Origin of the sequence: Mariniradius saccharolyticus AK6 (assembly GCF_000330725.2) — a bacterium.
GTDB classification, from domain to species: Bacteria; Bacteroidota; Bacteroidia; order Cytophagales; family Cyclobacteriaceae; genus Mariniradius; species Mariniradius saccharolyticus.
In genome coordinates this window covers 19,829-44,949 of record NZ_AMZY02000008.1, presented here as the reverse complement: position 1 = coordinate 44,949, position 25,121 = coordinate 19,829, and the positions used below count along the sequence as shown (strand labels likewise).

Annotated in this window: 23 protein-coding genes and 2 tRNA genes; 14 read left to right on the top strand and 11 right to left on the bottom strand. The window is 47.6% G+C overall.

Features of this window, described 5'->3' with window-relative positions; all coding sequences use genetic code 11:
- Positions 1–21: 21 nt before the first annotated feature.
- Together C943_RS06955 and C943_RS06950 are read right to left on the bottom strand one after the other, a co-directional pair.
- Positions 22–1,137: a site-2 protease family protein gene (locus tag C943_RS06955; RefSeq protein WP_008625837.1), complete on the bottom strand. Its 1,116-nt coding sequence runs from the start codon at positions 1,135–1,137 to the stop codon at positions 22–24.
- Entirely contained in the window at positions 1,127–1,759 is a 633-nt protein-coding gene (locus C943_RS06950) for an HAD family hydrolase (RefSeq protein ID WP_008625835.1), read from the bottom strand. Before C943_RS06950 ends, C943_RS06955 begins: the two co-directional genes overlap by 11 nt.
- Positions 1,760–1,848: 89 nt before the next feature.
- Between C943_RS06950 and C943_RS06945 the strand changes: the two genes are divergently transcribed.
- Both C943_RS06945 and C943_RS06940 read left to right on the top strand, forming a co-directional pair.
- Positions 1,849–1,922 (top strand) — tRNA-Ile (locus C943_RS06945).
- 500 nt (positions 1,923–2,422) lie between these two features.
- The gene (locus tag C943_RS06940; RefSeq protein ID WP_008625833.1) at positions 2,423–2,725 is read left to right on the top strand and encodes a GIY-YIG nuclease family protein; all 303 of its coding nucleotides are present in this window, start codon (positions 2,423–2,425) and stop codon (positions 2,723–2,725) included.
- 379 nt (positions 2,726–3,104) lie between these two features.
- Here C943_RS06940 and C943_RS06935 read toward each other — a convergent pair whose 3' ends face one another.
- Positions 3,105–5,495, bottom strand: a complete 2,391-nt coding sequence (locus C943_RS06935) for a penicillin acylase family protein (RefSeq protein ID WP_008625831.1) — start codon at positions 5,493–5,495, stop codon at positions 3,105–3,107.
- A gap of 181 nt (positions 5,496–5,676) precedes the next feature.
- Positions 5,677–7,359 carry a UxaA family hydrolase gene (locus tag C943_RS06930; RefSeq protein ID WP_051069539.1) on the bottom strand — a complete coding sequence of 561 codons (1,683 nt, stop codon included), beginning with the start codon at positions 7,357–7,359 and terminating at the stop codon, positions 5,677–5,679.
- A 71-nt stretch (positions 7,360–7,430) separates the two neighbouring features.
- Here C943_RS06930 and C943_RS06925 point away from each other — a divergent pair, with 71 nt between their 5' ends.
- From C943_RS06925 to C943_RS06880, 10 genes are all read left to right on the top strand, one after another.
- A complete protein-coding gene (locus tag C943_RS06925; RefSeq protein WP_008625829.1) occupies positions 7,431–8,426 on the top strand; it encodes a sugar kinase in 996 nt (331 codons plus the stop codon).
- A 12-nt stretch (positions 8,427–8,438) separates the two neighbouring features.
- Positions 8,439–9,101: a beta/alpha barrel domain-containing protein gene (locus C943_RS06920; protein ID WP_008625823.1), complete on the top strand. Its 663-nt coding sequence runs from the start codon at positions 8,439–8,441 to the stop codon at positions 9,099–9,101.
- Positions 9,098–10,249, top strand: a complete 1,152-nt coding sequence (locus C943_RS06915) for a TRAP transporter substrate-binding protein (RefSeq protein WP_008625822.1) — start codon at positions 9,098–9,100, stop codon at positions 10,247–10,249. Before C943_RS06920 ends, C943_RS06915 begins: the two co-directional genes overlap by 4 nt.
- 37 nt (positions 10,250–10,286) lie before the next feature.
- Positions 10,287–10,766, top strand: coding sequence for a TRAP transporter small permease (locus tag C943_RS06910; protein WP_008625821.1), 480 nt, complete (start codon positions 10,287–10,289; stop codon positions 10,764–10,766).
- Positions 10,766–12,061 (top strand): TRAP transporter large permease, encoded by a 1,296-nt coding sequence (locus C943_RS06905; RefSeq protein WP_008625820.1) that lies wholly within the window; start codon positions 10,766–10,768, stop codon positions 12,059–12,061. The genes C943_RS06910 and C943_RS06905 overlap by 1 nt, the downstream gene beginning before the upstream one ends.
- 48 nt (positions 12,062–12,109) lie before the next feature.
- Positions 12,110–13,270, top strand: coding sequence for an aminotransferase class V-fold PLP-dependent enzyme (locus C943_RS06900; RefSeq protein WP_040479441.1), 1,161 nt, complete (start codon positions 12,110–12,112; stop codon positions 13,268–13,270).
- A gap of 13 nt (positions 13,271–13,283) precedes the next feature.
- Positions 13,284–14,555 carry an alpha/beta hydrolase family protein gene (locus C943_RS06895; protein WP_008625815.1) on the top strand — a complete coding sequence of 424 codons (1,272 nt, stop codon included), beginning with the start codon at positions 13,284–13,286 and terminating at the stop codon, positions 14,553–14,555.
- Positions 14,556–14,707: 152 nt separating this feature from the next.
- Positions 14,708–15,301 (top strand): hypothetical protein, encoded by a 594-nt coding sequence (locus C943_RS06890; protein WP_008625813.1) that lies wholly within the window; start codon positions 14,708–14,710, stop codon positions 15,299–15,301.
- Between the two features lie 116 nt (positions 15,302–15,417).
- Positions 15,418–18,177: a M14 family zinc carboxypeptidase gene (locus C943_RS06885; RefSeq protein ID WP_008625808.1), complete on the top strand. Its 2,760-nt coding sequence runs from the start codon at positions 15,418–15,420 to the stop codon at positions 18,175–18,177.
- A gap of 175 nt (positions 18,178–18,352) precedes the next feature.
- Complete coding sequence (locus C943_RS06880; protein WP_008625806.1) at positions 18,353–19,561, top strand: GAF domain-containing sensor histidine kinase; 1,209 nt, start codon at positions 18,353–18,355, stop codon at positions 19,559–19,561.
- A gap of 115 nt (positions 19,562–19,676) precedes the next feature.
- Here the strand turns inward: C943_RS06880 and C943_RS06875 are convergent, their stop codons facing one another.
- From C943_RS06875 to trhA, 3 genes are all read right to left on the bottom strand, one after another.
- Positions 19,677–20,828, bottom strand: a complete 1,152-nt coding sequence (locus C943_RS06875) for a lysophospholipid acyltransferase family protein (protein WP_008625804.1) — start codon at positions 20,826–20,828, stop codon at positions 19,677–19,679.
- 105 nt (positions 20,829–20,933) lie between these two features.
- Positions 20,934–21,004: transfer RNA gene (locus C943_RS06870), tRNA-Gln, on the bottom strand.
- 226 nt (positions 21,005–21,230) lie between these two features.
- The gene (gene trhA / locus C943_RS06865) at positions 21,231–21,869 is read right to left on the bottom strand and encodes a PAQR family membrane homeostasis protein TrhA (RefSeq protein ID WP_008625802.1); all 639 of its coding nucleotides are present in this window, start codon (positions 21,867–21,869) and stop codon (positions 21,231–21,233) included.
- A 189-nt stretch (positions 21,870–22,058) separates the two neighbouring features.
- Between trhA and C943_RS06860 the strand changes: the two genes are divergently transcribed.
- Complete coding sequence (locus tag C943_RS06860; RefSeq protein WP_008625800.1) at positions 22,059–22,307, top strand: hypothetical protein; 249 nt, start codon at positions 22,059–22,061, stop codon at positions 22,305–22,307.
- 58 nt (positions 22,308–22,365) lie between these two features.
- Here C943_RS06860 and rplI read toward each other — a convergent pair whose 3' ends face one another.
- The 4 genes from rplI to C943_RS06840 form a co-directional block, all read right to left on the bottom strand.
- Complete coding sequence (gene rplI / locus C943_RS06855) at positions 22,366–22,809, bottom strand: 50S ribosomal protein L9 (protein ID WP_008625797.1); 444 nt, start codon at positions 22,807–22,809, stop codon at positions 22,366–22,368.
- Positions 22,810–22,839: 30 nt separating this feature from the next.
- Complete coding sequence (gene rpsR, locus C943_RS06850; protein WP_008625795.1) at positions 22,840–23,091, bottom strand: 30S ribosomal protein S18; 252 nt, start codon at positions 23,089–23,091, stop codon at positions 22,840–22,842.
- Positions 23,088–23,459, bottom strand: coding sequence for a 30S ribosomal protein S6 (gene rpsF / locus C943_RS06845; RefSeq protein WP_008625794.1), 372 nt, complete (start codon positions 23,457–23,459; stop codon positions 23,088–23,090). The genes rpsR and rpsF overlap by 4 nt, the downstream gene beginning before the upstream one ends.
- A 90-nt stretch (positions 23,460–23,549) precedes the next feature.
- A complete protein-coding gene (locus C943_RS06840) occupies positions 23,550–24,464 on the bottom strand; it encodes a hypothetical protein (protein ID WP_008625793.1) in 915 nt (304 codons plus the stop codon).
- Between the two features lie 43 nt (positions 24,465–24,507).
- Between C943_RS06840 and C943_RS06835 the strand changes: the two genes are divergently transcribed.
- Complete coding sequence (locus C943_RS06835) at positions 24,508–25,095, top strand: class I SAM-dependent methyltransferase (protein ID WP_008625792.1); 588 nt, start codon at positions 24,508–24,510, stop codon at positions 25,093–25,095.
- Positions 25,096–25,121 lie beyond the last annotated feature (26 nt).

Below are 25,121 nucleotides of genomic sequence, written 5' to 3'. Positions count from 1 at the left end.
ACTCCCTGTCGTTCAGATTTTTCAGGAAAACTTGAAAGGTTGTGGCGTAAAACACAGGATGAAGATCAAGATCGCCAGCCAGCCAATCAGCTTGCGACCGCGGTCAAGTTCCCGATAGCCACTGACTTCGGGATGCTCCAAGCCCATGACCCGCCCAAGCAGGAAAGCAAAAAACAGCCATCCTGAGTAGCCTTCGATGGTAGGGAAAAAGTACACCGTGAGGTATTGTACCGCGGCAAGACTCAGCACAATGGTCCATTTGGTCTGATTGTCGAGACTTGCCCGGCGGTAGCAGATGTACAGGAAAACAACGTAGAGCGGAATCGTGACAATCAGCCTATAGAAATCCTGATACGGATTGATCACACCCAGACCTGCATAGGCCACGAAGGCGGTGTAAAACACGAGCGATATCCGTTTGTGGTTTTTGGGAAAAAGCCCAAACACCACATGCCCTCCATCCAATTGCCCGATCGGCAACAGGTTCAAAGCCGTAAAAAACAGCGCCAAATAGCCCGCAAAGATGTAGGGGAAATGGATGATCTCAGACATATTGGGCATTTTGGTTGGGTCTGCAAGCAGCTTCTCCATGCCATAGAAAAGCAAGTTGTAGCCCATTTCCAGGTTGATATAGCCTTCCTCTGCCGTATGCCCCTTGAAGTTGGGATCGAGGTATTCGGGGTGGATTTGATAGATATAGTCCGCAGGCGGCAAGTGGGTGAAGCCGTACCAAAGTACCCCAACCGCCAATACAAAACCCGCCAAGGGACCCGCGACACCGATATCGAAGAATTTTTTCCTGCTGTTGACAAAGCTCCGCATTCGGATGATGGCCCCAAAAGTACCTATCGAGGGCGAACCCAGGAAGCCCAGCCAACCCGGTATGAAATAGGGCATTGTTGACTTTACTTGGTGCTTGATCGAGGTAAGCAAATGTCCCATTTCATGTACCAATAGGATACCCAAAAACGGGACCGAGAAATGGAGGGATTTGACAAAATACTCCCAATTCAGGAAATGCTCGCCGCTGCCGAGGATAGACCTTCCGAAAAGCCATTCCCCACCGGCAAATGTCGTCGTGACGAGGGTCAGGAGGAAAAGGGAAATATGTCTGAAATACTCTTTTTTACTGTACATCGGAAAAAAACTCGATCAGCGCTTTGGGGTGATGGATGTGAAACGTCTTTAACCCAACTCTCTTGGCGCCTTCAAGGTTTGCCGGGAGGTCATCGAAAAACAAAACTTTGGATGCTGGAATGCCAATTTGTTCGATCACGGCCTTATAGATAGCTTCATCTGGTTTTGCCAGGCCCATTTCGTGGCTGAGAAACACATGGTCACAAAACACATGCATGGAAGGAATCCCCGCTTTTTCCTGCAGGATTTCGTTCATCTTCAGGATGTGGATTTCGTTAGTATTGCTCAGTACACCGGTCCCAAATTCTTCCCGCAAGCGTGCCACCAAGTCCAGGCGCTCCTGCGGCAATTCCCGCAACAGGCTGTTCCAGACATAGTCGATTTGGGCATCGGTCCAATTTTCCTGGTACAGTTCCCTTACGGCATCCCGGAATTGGCTTGAAGTGATCAGGCCTTTCTCGTAATCCTTGTGGAATTTGGACGGAAAAAACTGTTGCACGAGGGGATGTTTTTTTGCCGGGAGCAGCTTTCTCAACTCGTTCATACTGAATTCATAATCGATATCGATGATCACATTGCCCAGATCAAAGATCAAAAAATCGACTCCGCTCAATTGATTCATGAATGCCCTTGGTTGTAAAATTAAAACCAAATATGTAACATTGCACTCCCATTTGCAAGGCTGTTTTGGATAAAAACGGGGCAAATTTCGGGCCTATAGCTCATTCGGTTAGAGCAACTGACTCATAATCAGTAGGTGCTTGGTTCGATTCCAAGTGGGCCCACAAGCCGCTCGAACATCGGGCGGTTTTTTTGTTTTATGCTTGTCCTATATCAATGTCCCTTCAATATAATTTGCGGTTAAAGTGAAATGCACCCGAATCGAGTCAGTAGGTGCTTGCCCGCGATGGCTATCGGGGCGATTCCAAGTGGGCCCACAAGCCGCTCGAACATCGGGCGGTTTTTTTGTTTTATGCTTGTTCTATGTCAATGTCCCTTCAATTTAATTTGCGGTTAAAGTGAAATGCACCCAAATCGGGCCAGTAGGTGCTTGCCCGCGATGGCTATCGGGGCGATTCCAAGTGGGCCCACGAACCGCTCGAATTTCGAGCGGTTTTTTTGTTTTATGCTTGTCCTATGTCAATGTCCCTTCAATATAATTTGCGGTTAAAGTGAAATGCACCCGAATCGAGTCAGTAGGTGCTTGCCCGCGATGGCTATCGGGGCGATTCCAAGTGGGCCCACGAACCGCTCGAATTTCGAGCGGTATTTTTTTTTTCAATCAATGGAATCTTCCTTTGTTTACATCCTTTATTCAAGAAGGCTTGATCGTTACTACACGGGCGTGACTACCCTTTCGGTGGTCGAGCAGATTGAAAACCACATCGAGAAGAAATATGGCAAACTTAATTTTACCCAGAAAGCTGATGATTGGGAACTTTATCATTCCATTAAATGTGAGGGTTTTGCACAGGCTCGAAGGATCGAAATGCACATCAAGAAAATGAAATCCAAGATCTACTTACAAAACCTGAAATCATTTCCCGAGATGGTCGACAAACTACTTGCGAAGTACCGAAATAACTGATGCTCCACCGATGACTCAGGCAGATGGTGGCAGCCTGTGCTTGCCTGCGATGGCTATCGGGGCGATTCCAAGTGGGCCCACAAGCCGCTCGAACATCGGGCGGTTTTTTTGTTTTTGTATCGTCCATGCCAAACACGTGGTCGGAGATTAGTCACCTTAGAAAACACATCGATGCCAGGTGTCTGGAATTTTTGTCTATCAAATCAAACCACAGATGGCGCAGATCAACACAGATAGAAGAGGTGAGATTGCTCAAAGATATCTGTGCCTATCTGTGTAATCTGTGGTTGATAATTTAGCCACGAATAGCACAAACAGACACAAATTGCGATCTGAGTAAAGAAGGCTAATTTCCTCCGAGACACATCTTTTATTCTGTTCAAGGCCTCAGCACCAACTTTTTCTTACTGCTTTTGATGGCAGATTCATTCATGAGCATGGGTCGGTATTGCCCTGTTGCAAACATGACGGCTTGGTCTTGGTACCAGGGCGAGAAAAGGTTGCCGCTTTGTCCCGTAGGCAGTACGGATTCAGCGGCTTCCACGTCCGCAAAATCCATTACAATACGCATGGCAGGGCCGGAGTTAACCTTGTAGATACCTTCGGCATTCAGCACAAACGGCAATTTGTTGACCGACTCCTCGTTCGCCGTCACCGCAGGAGCTTTGACGTTAAAGATCTTGTCCAAGGGTTTTTTGGCTCCAAGGGGATGTGGATGTTCCAACACAACCACCTTCTGCCATTCCCAGGCATTTGGATCCGAACCGAGTTGGGTATTCAATTCCGCAAGGCTTTTTTTCAAGGCTTCCTCAATGATCTGTTTGGAACTTTCTGAAGCATCGGTCTGTGTGTTGTCCCACCAAGGGGAATCTTGGCTCCGAATGAGTTTTGGCACGCTGCGGATGTACAAAAACGTCCTCACAAAATTCTTGAAATCCTCCTCTCCCAATTCATCCACCATCATCCCGTACAAGGTATGGTACAGCCATTTGTAGTACAGCGTCGGCGCCGTGCTTTCCAATCTATGGCTTCCGTCCCAGTTTTCCAAGGTTTTGATCGCTGTTTCAAATCCTGCATAGACACTCGGATCGACCTGTTGGATCATGGCCTTGGCATTGATGGGATGGTTTTCGTTGAGGGCTTCGAGCTGCAGGGACTTGATGCTTTCCTGCGTCCAGTCATTTCTAGCCGTTACGGTCTTGGCGATACGGTTCCAGCGATCTCCGGGATAGTAGTAGCCGGGGAAAAACGTCCCATTGGATAACGTATCCGGTTGGTTGTTGGCTGAGGCGACGAAGCCGGACTCCGGATTGATGCTCATCGGGTTTTCTTCGAATGGGATCCATCCGAGTGGTTCGTCGGCAGGATTGCTGCCATCCATGAAAATCTTGCTGTTGACATGGGGTGGCCGAATGGGTAGTTTGGCGGTGGCCCACCAGGCAATGTTTCCCGCTTTGTCACCATACATGACATTGAGTCCGGGGGCGTGGATAAGCCTGACTGCATCTTCCAATTCTTGTATGCTTTGCGCCCGCGCCATTTTCCATGTGGCTTCGAGAGCGCGTGTAGGTTCGAGGACATACACCCACCAAGAAGCGACGGGATCGGTCGTCAGTCTTCCGATTTCGGGTATCACCTCGTTGACGATGGGCCCGTGGATGGATTCACGGATTTCAAATTCCACCGCGTCCTTGCCTTTTACTGGGATCGTTTCTTTCCGAACAGCCAAGGGCTTGAATCCGTCGGCATAGACTGTTTGGGCTGGATTGTTGGGATCGAGTTTTTCCTCGAAGAAATCCTGATCGTCATTCTCAAACATCGTCAGTCCGATGCTGTGGTTTCTGGTATGCCCGACAAGTCCAAATGGCATTCCTGCGAGGTGGTTGCCATAGTAGCTGAAACCCGGATATTCGATATGCGCTTCATACCAAACCGAGGGCTGCGCAAATCCGATATGCGTGTCGTTGCAAAAAAGAACCTGCCCACTTTTCGTCCTTTTTCCGGAAATCACCCAGGCATTGCTGCCTTCCAAAAGCGGCACGGGAAGCCTGTCAAGCATCGAAACCAATGTGTTTCCATCAATTTGAATACGGTTCAAGGAATCCCGCAGCGGATAGTTGTTGGGAATCTGATGGTGCTCGGGAAGTGTGTGTACGGAGAGTGCGTCAAGGTATTTTGGTCCCAACTGCCGGGCCATTTTGGTCACCAATGGATCGGTGCGCATAGCCATCGCAAAAGTAAACGACATGTAACCCGTGATGGCATGAATGTCATTGATGGTAAAAGGCCTTGGTTTGTGGCTAAGCAAAGTGTATTCGATGGGTAGATTGCCGTTTTCGATAAAGTCATTGACGCCCTCGATATAGGCTTCGGTAGCGGATTTCCATTCGGAAGGGCCTGCCTTATCCCAAACCTCAGTGCTCCATGCGGCATGCTTCGGAATGCCGAGGGTGCGAAAAAACTTATCCACGTCCAGCAGGTCTTCCCCGAGCATTTCGGCCAAGGTACCCGTGCCGACCCTGCGCATCATTTCCATCTGGAAAAGACGGTCTTGGGCATGGACATAGCCCATCGCGCGATAGGCATCTGCTGCATTGGCTGCGTAGATGTGCGGCACACCAAAGTCATCGAAATATACCTCCGCTTCCGAGCTCAAACTCGAAAGCGTGGTTTCTCCCTCATAGTTGGGCTTTGATTTGAATCTGATAAACTGATATCCGGCGCCAATCAGGATCACCAAGGCAAGAAGCACATAAAGTACCTTTTTCATATTTGGGTTTTTTGTTCAAAGTTTGAATTTACTGTATATTTTCTATTGTGTATCAATCACGCTGGCTGCGTCTTTTTTGGAATCCTATGGACCTCGGATTCTCCCGGAAGTGACAGATCTCAATACCCGGTTTTCCTAATCTTCCAATCTTTCAATTTTAAAATCTTCCAATCTTCCCAACCTACAACGACACCCCTCTTTTCCAAGGGATAAAATCGTCCTGTCCCAAGGCCGTGGCTTTGGTAACCACCTCGCCGGAGGCCACGGCTATGATGAGTTCGAGGATTTCCTCGCCCATCTGCGCAATGTCTTTTTCACCCCGGATAATTGGACCTGTATCCAAGTCGATGATGTCGGGCATGCGTTTGGCGAGGACAGAGTTGGAGGAAATCTTGATCACTGGGGCGACGGGATTGCCGGTCGGTGTGCCCAATCCGGTCGTGAAGAGGATGATGTTTGCGCCCGAACCGGCCATCGCTGTTGTGCTTTCCACATCGTTGCCGGGGGTACAGAGGAGATTGAGCCCGGGCTTTTGGATATATTCCCCATAGTCCAACACGTCCGCAACAGGGGAGGTGCCGCCTTTCTTTGCTGCCCCGGCCGATTTCATCGCATCGGTAATCAGGCCATCCTTGATATTCCCCGGAGAGGGATTCATATCAAAACCAGAACCTACCGCTTCCGCTGCGGCGGCATAAACCTTCATCAAATGGCTGAACCTTTCCGAGACAGTATCGGAAACACAGCGGTCAATCAGTTCTTGTTCGACGCCACACAGCTCGGGAAACTCCGAAAGGATCGTCTTTCCCCCAAGTGCCACCACGAGATCAGAGGCATGTCCGACAGCTGGATTGGCGGAAATGCCGGAAAAACCATCCGAACCGCCACATTCCAAACCTACGGTAAGCTTATCAAGCGTGGCAGGTTGTCGTTTGTTTTCATTGGCTTTTACCAAGGCTAAAAATGTTTTCTTGATCGCCTCGGTCAGCAGTTGCCGTTCGGTTCCTTCTTTCTGCTGCTCGAGGATGATGATTTCCTTTTCCTTTGCAAGGGGGAGTTTGGCGAGTTTCTCCCGCAGAATGGAAGCCTGTGCATGCTGGCAACCAAGACTCAAGACCGTGGCACCCGCGACGTTGGGGTGGTGGATATATCCTGCGATCAATTGGCAAAGCGCCTCAGAATCCTGGCGCGTTCCCCCGCAACCGCCATCATGGGTCAGGAACTTGATTCCATCGATGTTGCTAAAAATGCGTTCGCTCGCTTGAAAGGTATCATCATCGCCCGCAAAAGTGCCGATTTCCTCGACTTTTCCTTTTCGCAGCGCCTCGGACATCTGCCGTACCATCGTTCTGAAGGGATTGGGTTTATCATAGCCGAGTTCTTTCTCGAAGGCATCCCGGATGACATCCACGTTCCTGTTTTCACAGAAAACCAAGGGTACGACCAGCCAATAGTTGGCAGTGCCGACCTGCCCATCCGAGCGGTGGTAGCCCATAAATGTTTTGTTCAGAAACCTCGAGACCTCGGGAGCGATCCAATTTGCCGCTTTCGTTTTTTGGCCAAAGTCCTCCGTCGCATGCCCCACGTTGTGGGTACCGATGATTCCGCCCTTTTTGATGGCGGATTTGGCTGTCCCAACGACCACGCCGTACATAAAAACCTTGTCACCTGGTTTGAGGTCCTCCAATGCAAATTTGTGTTTGGCAGGGACGTCCTGAATGACCGCGATGGTTTGCCCCTCTTCATGGATAACGGTACCTGCCTGCAAGTCCTGTAGGGCGACCTGCACGTTGTCTTTTGGATGGATTCGGATGGTTTTTTTCACGGGAGAGTGATTTTTTCTGCAATTTGGAAACGTTTGCATAAAGTAATTGTGAACGGTCGTAGAATTCAACAGGTAAGTCATTATTTTCAACAATAAATATTTTTCCACCCATGGGTAAAAAAATCGTCACGATAGGAGAGGTCATGATGCGGCTAAGTACCGTCGAAAAAGAGCGGTTTGTACAGGCCGATGCCATGAAGGTCGTTTATGGTGGATCGGAGGCCAATGTTTGTATTTCGTTGGCGCAACTGGGATTGGAAGCCTACCACGTCACGGCATTTCCTGCACATGATTTGGGGCAGGCGGCATCCAACTACCTGCGGCAAATGGGCGTGAAAACCGACTTTGTATTGGAAGGAGAGGGGAGATTGGGACTCTATTTTTTGGAAGATGGAGCGATGCAGCGCGCGCCGAGGATCATCTACGACCGCTTTGACAATGCCTTTTCAAAACTCGATCCTGCGAGATTGGATTGGGAAAAAATACTGGATGGGGCGGATTGGTTCCATTGGAGCGGGATTACCCCTGCACTTTCACAAAATGCTGCTGACATGACTTTGGAGGCCCTAAAAGTGGCCAAGAGCAAAGGCATCATGGTCTCAGGTGATATCAATTACCGACGCAACCTCTGGCAATATGGAAAAGGGCCTTTGGATATCATGCCGGAACTGGTCAGGTATTCCCATGTCTTGGTGGCGGGTTTGACGGACTTCGAAAACTGCCTCGATATCCAAAGCGACGATTTTGAGGATGCCTGTAGGCAAGCCAAAAAGGATTTTCCCCAAATCAAATACATCACCAAGACCAATAGGGATTCGATCTCCGCTTCACACAATAAGCTAAAAGGATTTCTTTGGAACGGTACCGAGACACTGAAATCCAAGCGCTACGACATGCCCAACATCATCGACCGCATAGGTGGCGGCGATGCTTTTATGGCGGGATTGATTTATGGCCTGCTGCATTTTGATGACCAAAAAGCCATAGAATTTGCCACTGCCGCATCCGTGCTGAAGCACAGCATTCCTGGCGACGCCAATCTCGTGCATCTCGACGAGGTGCTGGAAGTCATGAAGGGGAAAGATATTGGAAAACTCAAGCGCTAAAATCCCAAGTCCATGGCCCTTACGCACCAAGAAATATTGAATCGAACGCATGCCGCCGGTATCATTCCGGTCTTCAATCATCCCGATTTGGATATTGCCAAAGCTGTGGTAGACCATAGCTACGAAGCCGGGGTGCGTGTGTTTGAATTTACGAACCGGGAAAAGAATGCCTTTGAGGTGTTCAAAGCCTTGAGGATCTATGCCGAAAAATACCCCGATCTGCTGTTGGGAATTGGGACCATATTTACCCGGGATGATGCGCAGCGATTTCTGTATGCGGGGACTGACTTTGTTGTATCTCCCGCCATGCTGCCCGAGGTAGGCGCGTTTTGCCGGATGAAGCAGGTCTTTTGGGTACCTGGCTGCGCTACCTTGACGGAGGTTTACAATGGGAAAGTACTAGGCGCCAAATTGGTCAAAACGTTCCCAGGAAATCTGCTGGGCCCCGCCTTTATCAAGGCTGCACATTCGGTAATCCCTGACATCAAGTTGATGCCGACCGGTGGGGTGGAACCTACGGAAACAAACCTGAAAGACTGGTTTTCCGCTGGCGTGCACTGTGTAGGTATGGGCTCCCAATTGATCGACAGGAAGGAAATCGAGCGTGGGGATTTTGGTGGTTTGAAGCACCGAATTGCCCTGTCACTCGATATCATCAAAAGCTTGAGGAAATGAATTTTAAATTATATAATATCAATGAGTTATATTTTTCAAGAGCGTTTATCGCCGACAAGAAAATGACCGTGATAGGTGAGAGTGAATGCAATGCCGAAGACAAACGCGTCTCAAGTCTTGTGTCTTGTGTCTTGAATCTTGCGTCTTCCATCTCGCGTCTTTCATCTTCATTTCCCCGTGTCGTCATTCTTTGCGCCCTTCTGCTCTGTTCACTTCCCGCCTGCAAAGGACCTGCCGGAGTGCGCATCATCAAGCTGGGCCATGGCCTTGGCGTAACCCACCCGGTACATGAGGCCATGGAGTTTATGGCCCAAAGACTGGAGGAAAAATCCGGGGGTAAGATGATCCTCAAGATTTATCCCAACCAGCAACTCGGAACGGAAAGGGAACTGGTGGAACTATTGCAGATCGGAAGTTTGGGAATGACAAAGGTTTCCTCCGCGACGCTGGAAAGCTTTTCACCCACGATTCAGGTATTGTCGATGCCCTATCTGTTCCGCAATGACCTACACCGCGACAAAGTGCTCAAAGGGGAGATTGGTAAAAAGCTTTTGCTCGAAAGCGAGAAATACTGGCTTCGGGGATTGTGCTACTACGATGCCGGTAAGCGGAGTTTTTATACAAAAAGCAAACCTATCAATGCACCGGAAGATTTGGCAGGCTTGAAGATCAGGGTCATGGAGAGCAATACCGCGATGAACATGGTCAAGAGCTTTGGCGGATCGCCCACCCCCGTGGCCTACGGGGAATTGTACACCGCGCTGCAGCAGGGAATCGTGGACGGGGCGGAAAACAATCCTCCGAGCTTGTACACGTCCCGGCATTACGAAGTCTGCAAGTTTTATGCAGTCAATGAACATACAGCCGTGCCGGATGTGGTAATCGTCAGTACCAAGGTCTGGAACAACCTCGACGAACAGGAACAGGCTTGGCTACAGGAAGCCGCAGACGAGTCGGCGGTGTACCAATACAAGCTTTGGGAAGCCTCGGTCGAGGAGTCATTTCGGGAGTTGAAAAAGGCAGGCGTCACGATCACCTATCCCGAATCGGATGGGTTCCGAAAGGCAGTAGAGGTCATGTACCAAAACCTGCAATCCACGCAGCCTGCGCTGTTTGAAGTAGTGCAAAAGATCAGAAGTACCGAATAAAATTCAAGAAATGTTGTCGCTAAGCAAATAGCCCAAAATGCAAAACCTCAAAAACGTCCTTGACAAACTGGTCTCTTGGCTGCTGATCGTGCTGATGGGAGCGATGGTTGTCAACGTTTCCTGGCAGGTGATTTCCCGGTACATTTTCCAGAATCCGAGTTCGTTTACGGATGAGCTGGCGCGCTACATGTTGGTTTGGCTAGGAACCTTGGGAGCTGCCTATGTCGCAGGAAAAAACGAACACATCGCCATCGACATTTTGCCGAATAAACTGGAAGGTCAGGCAAGGGCGAAACTGATGATTTTTGTTCATGCGCTGATCTTGCTGTTTGCGCTGATTGCCATGGTCTTGGGCGGTTCCAACTTGGTGTACATTACATATATTCTTGAGCAAAAATCCGCCACGCTGCAGATTCCTTTGGCCTATATCTACGGTATTATTCCGGTCAGCGGACTTATTGTTATGTTTTACCAAATTCCCTTGATTCTTGATCAACGGAAAAACCTCACAACCTGATGGAATATATCGGCATTCTCATATTGTTATTGTCGTTCTTGACGCTTTTGGCCATGGGCGTTCCCGTGGCTTGGAGTTTGGGAATTTCCAGCTTCCTGACGCTACTCGTCACGGTTCCGATGATGCCTTCTGCAACTACCATCGCCCAAAGAATGGCGACCAGTCAGGACAGCTTCGCGCTTTTGGCGATTCCCTTTTTCGTGTTGGCTGGGGAAATTATGAACCGGGGCGGTATCGCCAACCGCCTGATTGATTTGGCAAAAGCCATGACAGGTCGGCTTCCCGGCGGGTTGCTGTACGTGAATATCATCGCAGCCATGCTATTTGGGGCGATTGCGGGTTCGGCGGCAGCGGCGGTATCTGCCATTGGAGGGATTCTTGGAAAGCGGATGGACGCAGAAGGTTATCCAAAGCCACTTGGCGTCGCAGTCAACATCACCTCTTCAACGACCGGTTTGATTATCCCTCCATCCAATATTTTGATCGTTTACTCGCTGGCATCGGGAGGGGTTTCGATTGCTGCCTTGTTTTTGGCAGGGTATCTTCCGGGGATTTTCCTTGGCTCGGTATTGATGGTGACGGCAGCGATTTTCATCAAAAAGGAAAAACTGCCAAATGGGGACGCAACGTCTTTTTCTGAATTTACCTCGAAATTTTGGAGGGCGTTTCCATCCTTGATGTTGTTGGTGATTGTGATTGGCGGAATTGTCGGTGGAGTCTTTACGGCCACTGAGGCATCCGCGATAGCGGTGCTGTACACGCTTTTCCTATCGCTGCTTTACCGGGAGCTAGCTTGGAAAGACCTTCCAGCCATCCTGCTCAAGTCCTCCGAAACCACCGCGGTAGTGATGCTTTTGGTGGCGACTTCGATGAGTATGTCCTGGGTCATGTCCGCGGAAGACATCCCACAGTCCATTTCGGAGTATTTGCTTTCCGTGAGCAACAATGTCGTCGTGATCCTAATCATCATCAATTTGATATTGTTGCTCGTCGGAACCTTTATGGACATGACGCCTGCGGTCTTGATCTTCACGCCGATTTTTTTGCCCGTAGTGATGGACTTGGGTGTGGATCCCGTTCATTTTGGCATCATCATGATCTTGAACCTGTGCATCGGCTTGTGTACGCCGCCGGTAGGTTCCGTCTTGTTTCTCGGGGTGCAAGTGGCACAAACAAGCATTGCGAACGTATTCAAAGCCATGGTTCCGTTTTTCATCGCCATGGTGATCGGCTTGATAGTCGTCAGTCTTTGGCCTGCACTTTCGTTATGGCTTCCAAATTTGTTTGGCTTTTGACCAGAAAATCAAAGTTTCCTTATTCCCAAGATTTAGCTCCCGCTTTCCATGACCAACCAGAAATCCCTGTTCCAGATTCCCGAAGGCGTCCACTATCTCAATTGCGCCTATATGTCGCCACTGCTCAGATCTGTGGAAGAGGCAGGTATACACGCGATGCAGCTGAAAAGGAACCCTATCCAGATTACCCCAAATGATTTTTTTACGGGTGCGGACAAGCTGAGGGAAAATTTCGGAAAGTTGGTGAATTGCCCAACCCAACAGGTTGCGATCATCCCGTCCGCCTCCTATGGACTTTCAACTGCAATTCGGAATCTTCCAATTGATAATGGCATCAAAGCCCTTGTCGTGGCTGACGAATTTCCGAGCGGCTATTATTCCATCGAAAAATGGTGCAGGGAAAATGGCAAACACCTCGTTACGGTGAAGCCTCCAAGCGTAACCGTATCCCGCGGCAAAGATTGGAACCAAGGCATTTTGGATGCCATCGATCCCGATACCGCGGTCGTGGTAATGTCTTCCATCCATTGGGCAGACGGGACGATGTACGATTTGAAAGCGATTGGGCAAAAGTGCAGGGAAAATGGTGCCCTGTTCATCGTGGATGGCACCCAATCCGTGGGTGCCCTGCCGATTGATGTGCAGGAATGCCGGATCGATGCCTTAGTTTGTGCTGGTTACAAATGGCTGATGGGGCCTTATTCGATCGGATTGGCATATTATTCCGAAGTATTCAATAACGGCGAGCCATTGGAAGAATCTTGGATGACCCGCAGCAATGCGCAGGATTTTGCCAATTTGACAAAGTACGTAGATAGCTATAGCCCAGGCGCGGGCCGGTATAATGTGGGCGAATTCAGCAATTTCATCCTGGTACCGATGCTGAATGCAGCCATTGTGCAGATACTTGCTTGGGGAGTTCAGAACATCCAAGATTACGGCGAAACCCTCGCCCGACCAATGATTCGCTTTTTCCGGGAAAACGGTTTTTGGGTCGAGGAGGATGATTTCCGGGCAAAGCACCTTTTTGGAGTGATGCTGCCACAGGGAATCAATCGCGAAAAACTGCTGCTTTCCCTGAAGGAAGAACAGATCTATGTCTCAGTCAGGGGAGAGGGAATCCGCATTTCATTGCACCTGTTCAATACCGAGGAGGACGTGGAAGCATTAATCAACGCCTTTCGGAATATCCTCGCGGAAAATCAGTAAATTAACGCTTACCATGGCGGCCAACCGAAGAGATTTCATCAAGTACTCCGGACTTGCGGGACTGGGTATGTTTGGCGGAGACTTCGGCATGCTGCTGGCGCACGCCAATCACCTTGAATTCCCCAACGACATGCAAGAACCTTTTCAGAAGAACCAACTCGGCCTGTACGGGCCTTGGGCCAAGAGCCTGTTTTTGGATGAGTTGCCAAAAATATCCTTTCGACGGGATACTTATACCGATTTGGAGGCTTGGAAAAATGCCGGGGTAAGCTTGGTAAAGGAGCGAATGGGGTATCTCGGTTTGGATACAAAGCCAAAGGTCAATGTATTAAGATCCGTTGTGTTTGAAGGCCTGCTTTGCGAGGAAATCAGCTACCAATTACCCTATGGAAATCCCACTCGTGCTTTGATTCTTAAACCTGAGAATGCCAAAGGAAAGCTTCCCGCGGTGCTTGGTTTGCATTGCCACGGCGGGAACAAGTTTCTGGGACTCGACAAAATCGCCAAATTGGGCAACGACATTCCAGACTATGTGCAGGAGCATCACCAAACCTATTATGAGGGAAAAGCTTGGGCCAACGAGCTGGCAAAACTGGGATACGTGGTGATGGTCAATGACGCTTTTGCATTTGGAAGCCGACGCGTGATGCTCGAAGACGTACCGGAAGAGAGGAGACGCGGCATCGTTGATTTCGATATGTCGAATAGAAAGAACATCGATGCTTACAATGCCTGGGCATCCGACCACGAGCATATCATGGCGCGGTCCTTGTTCAGTGCGGGCATCTCTTGGCCGGCAGTTTATCTGGCAGAAGACCAAGTTGCATTGGATATCTTGGCCGATAGGGCAGACGTGGATACTGGAAGGATTGGCTGTGCTGGTCTTTCTGGAGGTGGCTTGCGGACGGTGATGTTGGGCGGGTTGGACCCGAGGATTTCCTGTGCGATCTCCGTGGGATTTATGACGACTTGGGCGGATTTCCTGCTCAACAAGTCCCATACCCACACCTGGATGACTTATATTCCGCTGCTGCCGCGGGAGCTCGATTTTCCCGAAATATTCGCTTTGCGGGCGCCGAAACCTACTATGGTGCTCAACGATATCGAAGACAACCTTTTTACCCTCGAGGAAATGAAAAAGACTGACAGGATTCTGTCCGATATTTTTAAAAAAGCCGATGCGGCCGATCGCTACAAGTGCTCCTTCCATCCCGGTCCACACAAGTTTGACCTTGCCATGCAGCAAGAGGCTTTCGAGTGGTTTGATCGGTGGTTGAAAGGGTGATTGGATTTCTGGATAAGCGATTTTGTTCCGGGTTTTTCCATTTTAACTGGAAACAAAGCCTACTTTTTTTGTACGCCTTTCCATGACCAATGTCATTTGTACTAAAGGGCTGTATCGTTAAATTTTGTCACCACAGAAAAAACGTCACAGCCATGTCTACATGGATCATTTTGGTTATCTCCCTGGTAACCTTCTTGGGGAACCAACCAACATTCTCACAAGAAGAGCAGCCTTTTCGGAAGTTTTACGCAGGCATAGAACTGGGGGCGGGAGGACTGGAACTTTCCAGGAACCAGTTGAATGAAGGGCGAACGGCGCGCTTTGCATTGGGTATATATGGTGGATATCGGCCTTTCCGGTGGCTGAGGGCAGGTATCAACCTCAACGGATGGTTGATCGAACCCTACAATCAGTTCTTCTTTTTCTATTTCGAGGAAGAGGGTATCAGCATTTCCAATATTTATGGACAGGTTCAAGTATTTCCGCTGCGGGAACGGCCATTGTTCTTGAATTTCCAAGGAGGAAGTTCAAAGTATGTCAACCTGAATCCGGATGCCCAAAACGCCCAGGGGACCGGAGGGAAAATTGGTCTTGGATATGAATATCCTTTGGGTAAAAACCTCGGGCTATCGCTTACCGCCAATTGGGGTTTTGGGAGTTTTAGGGATGTCACTCTTCAGAACATCTCATTTACCAATCAAAGGTATGATGTGTTTGAAGTATTGCTTGGAATTACCTATCGCTGATGGGCAAATAGGTTGCAATGCGGGATAAAACAGAAAAGGCCCTATTACACCAATGGCCCGATACAATTTCCAATAAATTGTGTATTTTGATCAAGTCTACCAAACACCAATCACACATGCGAGTCAATAAACTGGTGGCTATCAGCTTTGCCATCATTTGGAGCGGGAATGTCCTTTCCCAGCAAATCGACCAAGCCTATAACCAGAAAATCAAGGAGTTTACGACAGATACCAGGTTTTTGCCAAAGTTGGTATTGGATCTGCCCGACCATCCAACCGTACCATCCCCGCTGAAGCATTTTGGCCATATCATCGGTGCCGAAGGCCAGCTGCACCGCACCGAGCAGATTTATGGCTACTACAAGAAATTAGCCGAGACCTCGCCCTCTGTCCATATCCAACAAATGGGTCAGTCTGAAGAGGGGAGGCGATTTTTTCTGGTCGTGATCGCTGATCCGAATAGCATTGAAAAACTGGACCACTATAAGGCCCAAACTGCGCGCTTAGCGGATCCCCGAAAGACAAGTCCTGAACAAGCCGATGCGATATTGGCAGATGCCAAGCCGATCTACTACGTGTCGGGCGGGATGCATGCCACGGAAATGGGTTCACCCGAAATGCTGATGGAATTGGCCTATAGATTGGCGGTGTCCAACGCACCTGAGATCAAGCAAATCCGCGAAAATGTCATCACCGTCATCAACCCGGTCATGGAACCTGACGGTTGGGATAGGCAGGTGGATTGGTATTACCGGTATACCAAAGGAAGGCCGATTTTTGATGATGGCTTCCCAAGGTCAGCACCCTACTGGGCCAAGTATGTCTTCCATGATAATAATCGCGATGGGCTTCAGATTTCGCAGGAAATCACCAAGTCGATTTTCAAGGGCTTTTTTGAGTTCCATCCGACTGTTATGTTGGACTTGCATGAGTCGGTCCCCTTGCTGTATATCTCCACTGGAACCGGACCTTACAATCATTTTGTGGACCCGATCACCCAAAGCGAATGGCAGATCATGGCCAACCACGATATTGCCGAAGTAGCTGCACAGGGTTTGCCGGGAGCGTTCACTTGGGCCTTCTACGATGGTTGGTGGCCAGGCTACGGCATTTGGGTCGCCAATAACCACAATTCAAACGGACGCTTTTACGAAACCTATGGCAACGCTGGTGCGGACACCTACCTCCGCGACTATTCAAATGCCCGATTTGCCGGGGACTTGGCTTCATCCAAGGAGTGGTACAGGCCGGACCCCGCCACGCCCTTGGTGAACTGGTCTTTTAGAAACAACATCAATTATACCCAAACCGGGGTAATAGCATCTCTTTCCTATGCTGCCAACAACGGCGCCATGCTGCTGCGCAATTTTTACAAGAAGGGATTCAACAGCCTGGAGAAGGGCAGGGCAGAAGGTCCCAAAGCCTTCACCATTGCCAAGCAACAACGCGACCCAGCGATGGCGGCTTACCTCGCAGGCCAGCTTATGGCGCAGGGAATTGAGGTGCATGAAAATGAAAATCAGTTTGTGGTGCTGACCGAGCAGCCTTACCGGAACTTGGCGGTTTCATTATTGACACCACAAAGTTATCCCAAGGATGCGAAGTTTCCCCCTTATGATGCCATTGCATGGACCTTGCCTAACCTATATGGCGTCGAAGTGGCTTCAAAGGATAGTTTGGATTTGGATGTCAACAGCCTGAGGTTGCTCCAAAACGCGCCCGTTTACCAAGGCAAAACCCTTGGACAAGGAAACCAATGGGTGTTGAAATACAATGCCCAAAACAGTGTCCTTTCTGCGCTTTTTGCCTTGAAGGCTAGCAACAAGAATGCGGAGATTTGGGTATTGCCGAGTCAGACTTTTGCGGGACAGGATACATTGACAGGTGGAACATTGGTGTTGAGAAAAACAAATGCAGACCAAGTAGGCGCGGTCGCAAAGGAGTTCGGTTTGGATTTTGAATCCAGCAACCACAACTTCCAAGCCTCAGAATTACAGCCTGTGAAGCTTCCGAGAGTTGCAATCTACCACACTTGGTTCAACACACAGGATGAGGGCTGGTCGCGGTTCACTTTTGACACCAGAAAAATTCCCTATACTTCGATCGACAAGGACGATCTAAAGGCAGGAAACCTCAGAGGCAAGTTTGATGTCATTTTGATCCCCCGTGTCAATGGTAATGCCAAGCGCTTCATTCACGGAGTCGATAAGAAGTTTGGCCCAATGCCTTATACCAAAACTGACCAGTTTCCATCCCATGGCTTTCCGGACAGCACGCCTGATATGACCGGTGGCCCCGGATTTATTGGTATAGATAATTTGCGGAAGTTTGTCGAAGAAGGTGGACTTTTGATTACCCTCGAAAACAGCTCTACGATCTTGGCAGAAGCAGGTCTGATACCTGAATTGACGCCAGTCGCGACCCCAACATTGTTTCATCCGGGATCAATCGTCCGGGCGAAGGCGCGGAAATCGGATCATCCGGTATTGTTTGGCTTCCCCGAGCATTTTGATCTTTTCCGAGGAAATGGACCACTGCTGCAGGCAGACAAATACAATCGCGACTTGATGCTGGTGCAGTACGGAGATAAGCCCCTGAAGGACGAAATTCCTTATGATGGCAAGATCATGGGCATGCCCGAACCTGCAAAGAAAAAAGAGGAAGCCAAGAAGGAGGAAAAGTCCCAGCCATATGTTGTCGCAGGTATGGTCCGCAACGAGCAGGAAATCATCGGGCATGGGTCAGTATTCCATGTTCCCGTCGGGAATGGTTCGGTGTTGGCATTCACCTTTGATCCCCTGCACCGTTTTCTCAATCAGCACGAAGCGCCAATGGTTTGGAATGCGCTTATGCATTGGGACCGCCTGAAGCGGTGAGACTATGATTTCCAGGATCCTTTGGGGAGACAGACTTCAGCAAAGGATTCATTGGACCGTTTCATTTCCCCCAAGTTCTATGAGACGGAAGCCAATGGAAGGATATTTCCTAAATCGACTTTCGACCTTCGTTCAAGATTTGTAAATTGGGCTTTGCAATTGGAATCATTCTCGGATGGAAGCAACACAAAAAGAACAGCGCGAGGAATTTGAAAGGTTGCTGCATTTGAGTGGCTACGACCTTGACTATCCGAGTTTGGAGCCCCAATTCAGTAACCTCGCGAAAATTGCCGCGAAAATTGCCGATACGGAAATTTCTCTTGTAAACATCATCGATCTGCATACACAATGGAGTGTCGGAACCTACGGTTTTCCTGCGATTCAAATTCCTAAACAGGATTCCATTTGTCAATACACCATTCTCGGAGATGCGCCATACGAGGTCAAAGACATGAGTAGCGACGTGCTATTTCGGGAAAGATTTTACGTGTTGGGGGATCCGTTCTTGAAGTACTATTGGGGAATTCCACTTCGGGACAAAGAGGGCGTCAATGTCGGTTCGTTGTGTGTGATGGATAAGAACATCAAGACTTTAAGCGACGAAAAGGTTGAGCTTCTCCGTCTTGTAGCAAACGAAGTCGTCCTTAAGATGGAGGCGTTGAAGATGCACGGACTTTTGGAGCAATTCCGCCAAAACATGGAGAGCGTATTTCGAAAAACTGCCCATGACGTAAGAAGTCCGATCGGCGGTATCGTTTCTGCGGCGGATATGCTTCTCGAGCAATGGGGACAAGTCGAACGCGATCGCATCCTGGAGTATCTAACGCTTATCCAACAGACCGGGACTTCGGTGTTGGAACTCGCAGAAGAAATTCTTGAAGCGGGAAATTGCAGTTCCGCCTCCGCTTTTGCCTTGGGCGGCGAGACATTTACGACCCAAGTATTGAAGGAGAAAGTCCTCGCGATGTGCCAAATTCAGGCCCTTGCCAAGGATATTGAAATTAGAATAAATGCACTCGACGATACCAATGGCGATTCATTTCCCAAGTACAAACTACTGCAAATCGTCGGCGACTTGGTTTCCAATGCAATCAAGTTTACACCATCGTTTGGACAAATCGATATCGTGCTTCATCTTCAGATAGATGGAAGCAGCAAGAAACTCGTCATCAAGATTGTTGATTCTGGCGTAGGAATGACACGTCAAAAACTCGAGCAGGTGCGCAAAGGAAACGCGGCTTCTCACCACGGCACCAAAGGGGAGAGGGGTTTTGCCTTTGGCTTGGCATTGGTCCGAGAAATGGTCAAGAGTTTGGGTGGGAGTTTTTCCATCACCTCCCAACCCCTAGAAGGCACAACCGTCTTGGTGGAAATACCCTATTAAAATTTTGACTCAATCGAGAATTTCAGGGAAGCCAGCCAAGGCTATTTTTTTAAAAAAAATCGAGGACCTAGTTGAATTGCCGTATTTTTCATCTGATTAACCAGGGTCCTAATCTTTACTGCTGGGTGTTTATTTCCTTCAAAATCCGCTCTTTGTTAAACACCGGATTTGCGTACATAGCTAGGAAGCTTTCCTTTGCCAATGGATTTTTTTGATCCACGATTTTTTCAAACCTGCGCATAAATTTCTCTTTTTGTTCGAGAGAGTAGTAATGCCCATGGGTTTCCTTACCTGTTAGCAAATCGGCTGCAATATATTTCGTAGGCCAAAGCTCGTATCCAAGGATGATTTGTCGGTCGATGAGATCTGCCAAAGCCTGCATTTGTTTGACGGAGCCCGAGTGCGTTTCCCCAATTTTCGTGATTGCCGGATTCAGCGGATCCCCAATATGGATGTGGATGTTGCCTTTTTGCCCCATAATCCCGTTGAGCAACGTGTGGAAATCTTCATTTTCTCCTTTGACATAGGTTTCCTGCCTTGCTTTGGCAAGCAGTTCAGGCATTTTCAGCACATCTGTGGGATCGTATTCATAAGAAATGCTGACGGGCACGACGTTGAGTCTTTTGAAATAATCCAAAAAATGTTCACCAGAATCCCCTGCCATTGATATCATCTTCAATACACCCTTGTGGGTGACATCGTTTCCGTCTTTTGTTCGACCTTCCCTTTGTGCAATCCAAACGGACCGGTTTTCACGCAAGAGGGAGTACCTGATATAGGCGGAAACAGTCTTGGAACTTTCCAACAATTCCCTGGCAGGCAGTCCCCGCTTGATCGTGAAATTACGGGTCAGGCGCGAAAGATGGCGGAGAAAGGGTTTTCTCACCAAATTGTCCCCGATTGCGGAGGTAGTCATTTTCAGGCCATGTTCATACAGGGCTGCATTGAGCAAGGAAGTATCCAGAATGATGTCCCTATGATTAGAAATGAAAAGATAGGCAGTGTTTTTCTCCAGCTTTTCAAATCCAGAAGTCGACAGTCCACTTGAACTGATTTCGAGGACCTTCTTGATGCCGGGGTAAATGAAATTGATCTGAAAATCCCGAATCGAATGGCAGTGTACCATCAAGTCCATCCAATATTCATCCGGCTTGTCAGGAAACGTGTAATTCATCATCGCCTTGAGCATCGGATGGTGAATTATTTCCTTTATTGCCTGATCCACTTCTGTATCGTAATAAGGCCTTATTTCTTCAAATTCAGACATGTGCCGGGTCAATTGATTCCGTAAATTAAGGTATTTTTTAGTGATAAAAGCCGTTATGAATACTGGTAAACAAAAAAAGCAGCTTTGTGGGCTGCTTGCTTTTTGTTGACCGACTAGGATTCGAACCTAGACAAAGAGAACCAAAATCTCTTGTGCTGCCGTTACACCATCGGTCAGTACCTTGCCTTGTTTGAAAGGTGGCACAAATGTAGGGTTACTATCTTTTTTATGCAAGTATGGAATTCAAGTTTTTCGAATACTGCTGCTAAGGCCCTAAATCTCAATTGATAAAAAATGAAGATTTGCGAAAATACAGCAGAGATGGCTTGGCAGCCTACGTCAAACAGTGCTTCAATCAGATTCAGGTTGTTTTGATCGGAGGCTTTTAATTGTTCTTTTTGATCACTGAGCCAATATCATATCCATGATGGCCACAAAATGGAGAATAGTCCCGGTGAGTACAAATAAGTGCCAGATCGTATGCGCAAACCGCATGTTTGGGCGGGTATAGAAAATTGTCCCCAGCGTATAACTGATGCCACCCGCAGCCACGAGCGTTAGTGCTTGGGTGCTAAGGTTTTCCAGCATCGGCTTTACCAGTAAGATCCCCATCCAACCCATTCCCAAATAGAGTATGAGAGATGCCCTTTTGAACCTGTTTGTATAAAAAATCTTGAATACAATCCCAAACAAGGCGAGACCCCAGACGATTCCAAAGAATATCCAGCCAAGTGTACCCTTTACAGCCATCATCAGAAAAGGTGTATAGGTACCTGCAATCAGAAAATAGATGCCGATGTGGTCAAATGTTCGCAACCAAGCTTTGATTCTCGGCTCTTGGGTCGCGTGGTAAAGCGTCGAAAAGGTATAGAGTAGGAGGATAGACCCACCAAAAATGCTACAACTGACAATATCCAGGGTGTTTCCGTTGATCACAGACAGCGTGACAAGCAGCGAAATGGCAATGATGCTGAATAATATCCCAAAGCCATGGCTGATGCTGTTGGCGAATTCTTCTTCAAGGCTCTGTTTTCTCTCCATCTTTAATTGGGATATTTGACAATAGGCATCGGATGAAGATAATTCAATTTAAGTTTTCTTTCGAAATCGATTGTATTTTAATTTTCAGTTAATAATCACCTGATTTCTTTGTGATTACGAAAAAATATCCATTGTTTTGCCTCAAATTTCAAAACGAAAAACAAAATTTTAAACCAAAATCATACAATTATGTCAGTAAAGATTTCTGAAAAAACGATTGTTTCTACATTGGAAAAATTGGAAAAGTTGAACTTGGATGAGAAGCTTCATGCCGAACTTTCTTGGTGCTGGAACAGCTACAAGTACGACAGCAATCCTGTAGGTGTAATCGAAAAGAGCAAAGCTGCTTTGGAATTGTTCAAAGCTAAGAGAGAAGAGAACAGCAAGGCAATTGCCAAGAAACTGATCGAGGATCTTGAAAAGTTTGCTTCAAACTAAGAGCAACAAAAAAGGCTTCCAAACGGAAGCCTTTTTTCTTTATTGATTTGTTGTCCGATTATTCGCCTACAACCAAGAATTTCACAGTGCTTTTCACCTCTCTGTGAAGATCGACCTCTGCCTCAAATTCACCCGCACCTTGAACGGGCACGTTGATAGAGATTTTCTTACGGTCGATTTCGATTCCGTTTGCAGCAAGTGCATCGGAAATCTGAAGCGTAGTGACCTTTCCAAAGATTTTGCCGGATTCACCGATCTTGGCTTTGATTTCAAGCGTGATGTTGGAAAGCTTCTCAGCCAATTCCAATGCCGCGGTTTTGATTTTTTCAGCTTTGTGAGCAGCCTGCTTTATATTTTCAGCAAGGACTTTCTTGTTGGAGCCGGTAGCCAAAACAGCGAAACCCTGTGGGATAAGGTAGTTTCTACCATAACCGGGCTTCACGGTTACCAAGTCATTTTTGTAGCCAAGTCCTTTGATATCTGTTTTTAGAATAACTTCCATTGTCTTACAATTTAATGATGATTGAACAGATTATTTCAAACCGTCGGTTACGAATGGCATGAGCGCAAGGTGTCTTGCCTTCTTGATGGCATTGGATACTTTCCTTTGAAACTTGGCAGAGTTGCCGGTAAGTCTTCTAGGAAGAATTTTGCCTTGTTCGTTGACAAACTTCAATAGGAAGTTAGGGTCTTTGTAATCAATGTACTTGATACCGTTCTTTTTGAAACGGCAGTACTTCTTCCTGTTTTCGTTTCTGTTGATTGGTTCGTTCTTCAGTGTCATGCTGCTTGCTCCTCCTTAGCTTCTGATTTTTTGTTGAATTCACCTTTTCTCCTTTTCTCTCCATATGCTACTGCATGTTTGTCGAGAACAGTCGTCAAGAAACGCATTACTTTTTCGTCTCTGCGGTATTCGATTTCCAACTTTTTGATCAAAGTAGGATCAGCAGTAAATTCTACCAATACGTAGAAACCTGTGGTCTTTTTCTCAATTGGATAGGCAAGCTTCTTGAGCCCCCAATTTTCCACATTGATAATGTTTGCTCCCTCATCTTTTAACAAGTTTACGAACTTGTCCACGGTATCCTTCATCTGAGTTTCAGACAAAACGGGAGTTAGGATGAATACCGTCTCATAATTTTTCTGGGACATAATCGTTTGATTTGGTATGTTTTTTATAAACAGACCGCAAAAGTAGGGATTTGCGCCTTCTAATCCAAATAGAAGGCGCAAATTATAAGTCTATTTCACCTCAAAAGTCTTGGCACCGATTTGATAGCCGTCGGCATAAATTCTTACTTCGTAAACTCCTGGGGCATATTTGGTCCCTTTTTCATAGAAGTAGGTTAATACTTGCTTAGAGTTGTCAAATATGATGTCTTGGTGTACTGTGTAGAATTCCTCCCGGCCGTCGATGGTAAAGGTGCCTGAACCCTTTGCAACGTCAAAAATTGGTTGGTTGTTGGGGGCCATCACCTGTACATATATATCCCTGGGACCGGGTGTGGCGACTTTGTTGTCGGCGAGGTTGAAGCTTACTTTGAGTTTTTCGATCTGCCTGTTTTTGAATCCGTCCTCGCGTTCTTTACCTCTTGCATTGACAGCGGCCACTTGGATATTTTCCGCCCGCAACTTGGAAGCAATATTGACTTTCTCCTGAAGCTCGTTTCTTTTGACATTGAGTTCGGCAACTTCCTCCTGCATTTGGGCTTGAGTAGACTTCAAGTCCGTATTTTCGGAATATAGCTGCTCGTTGATTTCCCGAAGACGGATGATTTCTTGGTCCTTTTCCTCAATTGTCTTGGCATAGCTTGCGATGCGCTTGTTGAGGGAGGCAATTTCGTCTGCAGAGCGTTTTCTATCGAGGTTTCTTTCTTGGATCAACTGGTTTTTGATTTCTTCCAAGGCAGCGACGTCACCGCCAAGCTTATTGATTTCTTGGATTCTGAGGTCGAGCTGGTAGGTCATCGAATCGATGCGCCTGTTGAGTTCAGTGTTCTCCTCCGAAAGGATGAGGATTTCCTCGGATTTTCTGGTCTTGTCCAAATGGTCCGTGTACAACTTAATTCCGCTGAGCACGACCAGGATCAAAAGGACAATGATGAGAATATTCTTTCCATTGCCACTTTTTGCTGTAGATTGTGGATTGTTCTCCATAGTAAGTAAGAAAGTAGATTTGCTTTAAATTTAAGAAATTATGATGAGTAAACTAAATGCCGAATTTTGGTCTGAAAGATACCTCAAATCTGAAACAGGTTGGGATGTAGGTGAAGCAACATTGCCGATTAAGCAATATCTAGACCAAATTGAAAATAAGGAAGTAAAAATCCTCATTCCCGGCGCAGGAAACGCCTACGAGGCTGTTTATGCCTATCGGAATGGCTTTTTCAATACGCATATTTTGGATTTTTCACCAGTTCCTATCAAAACCTTTCAAAACCGCTATTCTTTTTTTCCAATGAAACAGATTCATTTGGCGGATTTTTTCTACCATGAGGGGAAGTATGACCTGATTTTGGAACAAACCTTCTTTTGTGCGTTGGACCCAAGCCTGCGACCTGCGTATGTGGAGAAAATGAAGTCCCTATTGACTTCAAATGGAAAACTCGTTGGCGTCATGTTCGACAAGGTATTTGAAAAGCAGGGTCCTCCGTTTGGCGGAAGCAGGGAAGAGTATCTGGACCTTTTTTCTCCCCATTTCGAAATCCTGAAGCTTGAGTCCTGCTACAATTCGATAGCTCCACGAATGGGTGCGGAAGTATTTACGATCTTACGGAATAGAATGTAAATCGGATAAAAAGTTGAATTTCAGTG

What these genes read in the sequence shown, in the direction of transcription:
- C943_RS06955 (WP_008625837.1), bottom strand. Translation starts at nt 1,137, where the DNA reads ATGTACAGTAAAAAAGAGTATTTCAGACATATTTCCCTTTTCCTCCTG.
- C943_RS06950 (WP_008625835.1), bottom strand. Translation starts at nt 1,759, where the DNA reads ATGAATCAATTGAGCGGAGTCGATTTTTTGATCTTTGATCTGGGCAAT.
- C943_RS06940 (WP_008625833.1), top strand. Translation starts at nt 2,423, where the DNA reads ATGGAATCTTCCTTTGTTTACATCCTTTATTCAAGAAGGCTTGATCGT.
- C943_RS06935 (WP_008625831.1), bottom strand. Translation starts at nt 5,495, where the DNA reads ATGAAAAAGGTACTTTATGTGCTTCTTGCCTTGGTGATCCTGATTGGC.
- C943_RS06930 (WP_051069539.1), bottom strand. Translation starts at nt 7,359, where the DNA reads ATGCAAACGTTTCCAAATTGCAGAAAAAATCACTCTCCCGTGAAAAAA.
- C943_RS06925 (WP_008625829.1), top strand. Translation starts at nt 7,431, where the DNA reads ATGGGTAAAAAAATCGTCACGATAGGAGAGGTCATGATGCGGCTAAGT.
- C943_RS06920 (WP_008625823.1), top strand. Translation starts at nt 8,439, where the DNA reads ATGGCCCTTACGCACCAAGAAATATTGAATCGAACGCATGCCGCCGGT.
- C943_RS06915 (WP_008625822.1), top strand. Translation starts at nt 9,098, where the DNA reads ATGAATTTTAAATTATATAATATCAATGAGTTATATTTTTCAAGAGCG.
- C943_RS06910 (WP_008625821.1), top strand. Translation starts at nt 10,287, where the DNA reads ATGCAAAACCTCAAAAACGTCCTTGACAAACTGGTCTCTTGGCTGCTG.
- C943_RS06905 (WP_008625820.1), top strand. Translation starts at nt 10,766, where the DNA reads ATGGAATATATCGGCATTCTCATATTGTTATTGTCGTTCTTGACGCTT.
- C943_RS06900 (WP_040479441.1), top strand. Translation starts at nt 12,110, where the DNA reads ATGACCAACCAGAAATCCCTGTTCCAGATTCCCGAAGGCGTCCACTAT.
- C943_RS06895 (WP_008625815.1), top strand. Translation starts at nt 13,284, where the DNA reads ATGGCGGCCAACCGAAGAGATTTCATCAAGTACTCCGGACTTGCGGGA.
- C943_RS06890 (WP_008625813.1), top strand. Translation starts at nt 14,708, where the DNA reads ATGTCTACATGGATCATTTTGGTTATCTCCCTGGTAACCTTCTTGGGG.
- C943_RS06885 (WP_008625808.1), top strand. Translation starts at nt 15,418, where the DNA reads ATGCGAGTCAATAAACTGGTGGCTATCAGCTTTGCCATCATTTGGAGC.
- C943_RS06880 (WP_008625806.1), top strand. Translation starts at nt 18,353, where the DNA reads ATGGAAGCAACACAAAAAGAACAGCGCGAGGAATTTGAAAGGTTGCTG.
- C943_RS06875 (WP_008625804.1), bottom strand. Translation starts at nt 20,828, where the DNA reads ATGTCTGAATTTGAAGAAATAAGGCCTTATTACGATACAGAAGTGGAT.
- trhA (WP_008625802.1), bottom strand. Translation starts at nt 21,869, where the DNA reads ATGGAGAGAAAACAGAGCCTTGAAGAAGAATTCGCCAACAGCATCAGC.
- C943_RS06860 (WP_008625800.1), top strand. Translation starts at nt 22,059, where the DNA reads ATGTCAGTAAAGATTTCTGAAAAAACGATTGTTTCTACATTGGAAAAA.
- rplI (WP_008625797.1), bottom strand. Translation starts at nt 22,809, where the DNA reads ATGGAAGTTATTCTAAAAACAGATATCAAAGGACTTGGCTACAAAAAT.
- rpsR (WP_008625795.1), bottom strand. Translation starts at nt 23,091, where the DNA reads ATGACACTGAAGAACGAACCAATCAACAGAAACGAAAACAGGAAGAAG.
- rpsF (WP_008625794.1), bottom strand. Translation starts at nt 23,459, where the DNA reads ATGTCCCAGAAAAATTATGAGACGGTATTCATCCTAACTCCCGTTTTG.
- C943_RS06840 (WP_008625793.1), bottom strand. Translation starts at nt 24,464, where the DNA reads ATGGAGAACAATCCACAATCTACAGCAAAAAGTGGCAATGGAAAGAAT.
- C943_RS06835 (WP_008625792.1), top strand. Translation starts at nt 24,508, where the DNA reads ATGAGTAAACTAAATGCCGAATTTTGGTCTGAAAGATACCTCAAATCT.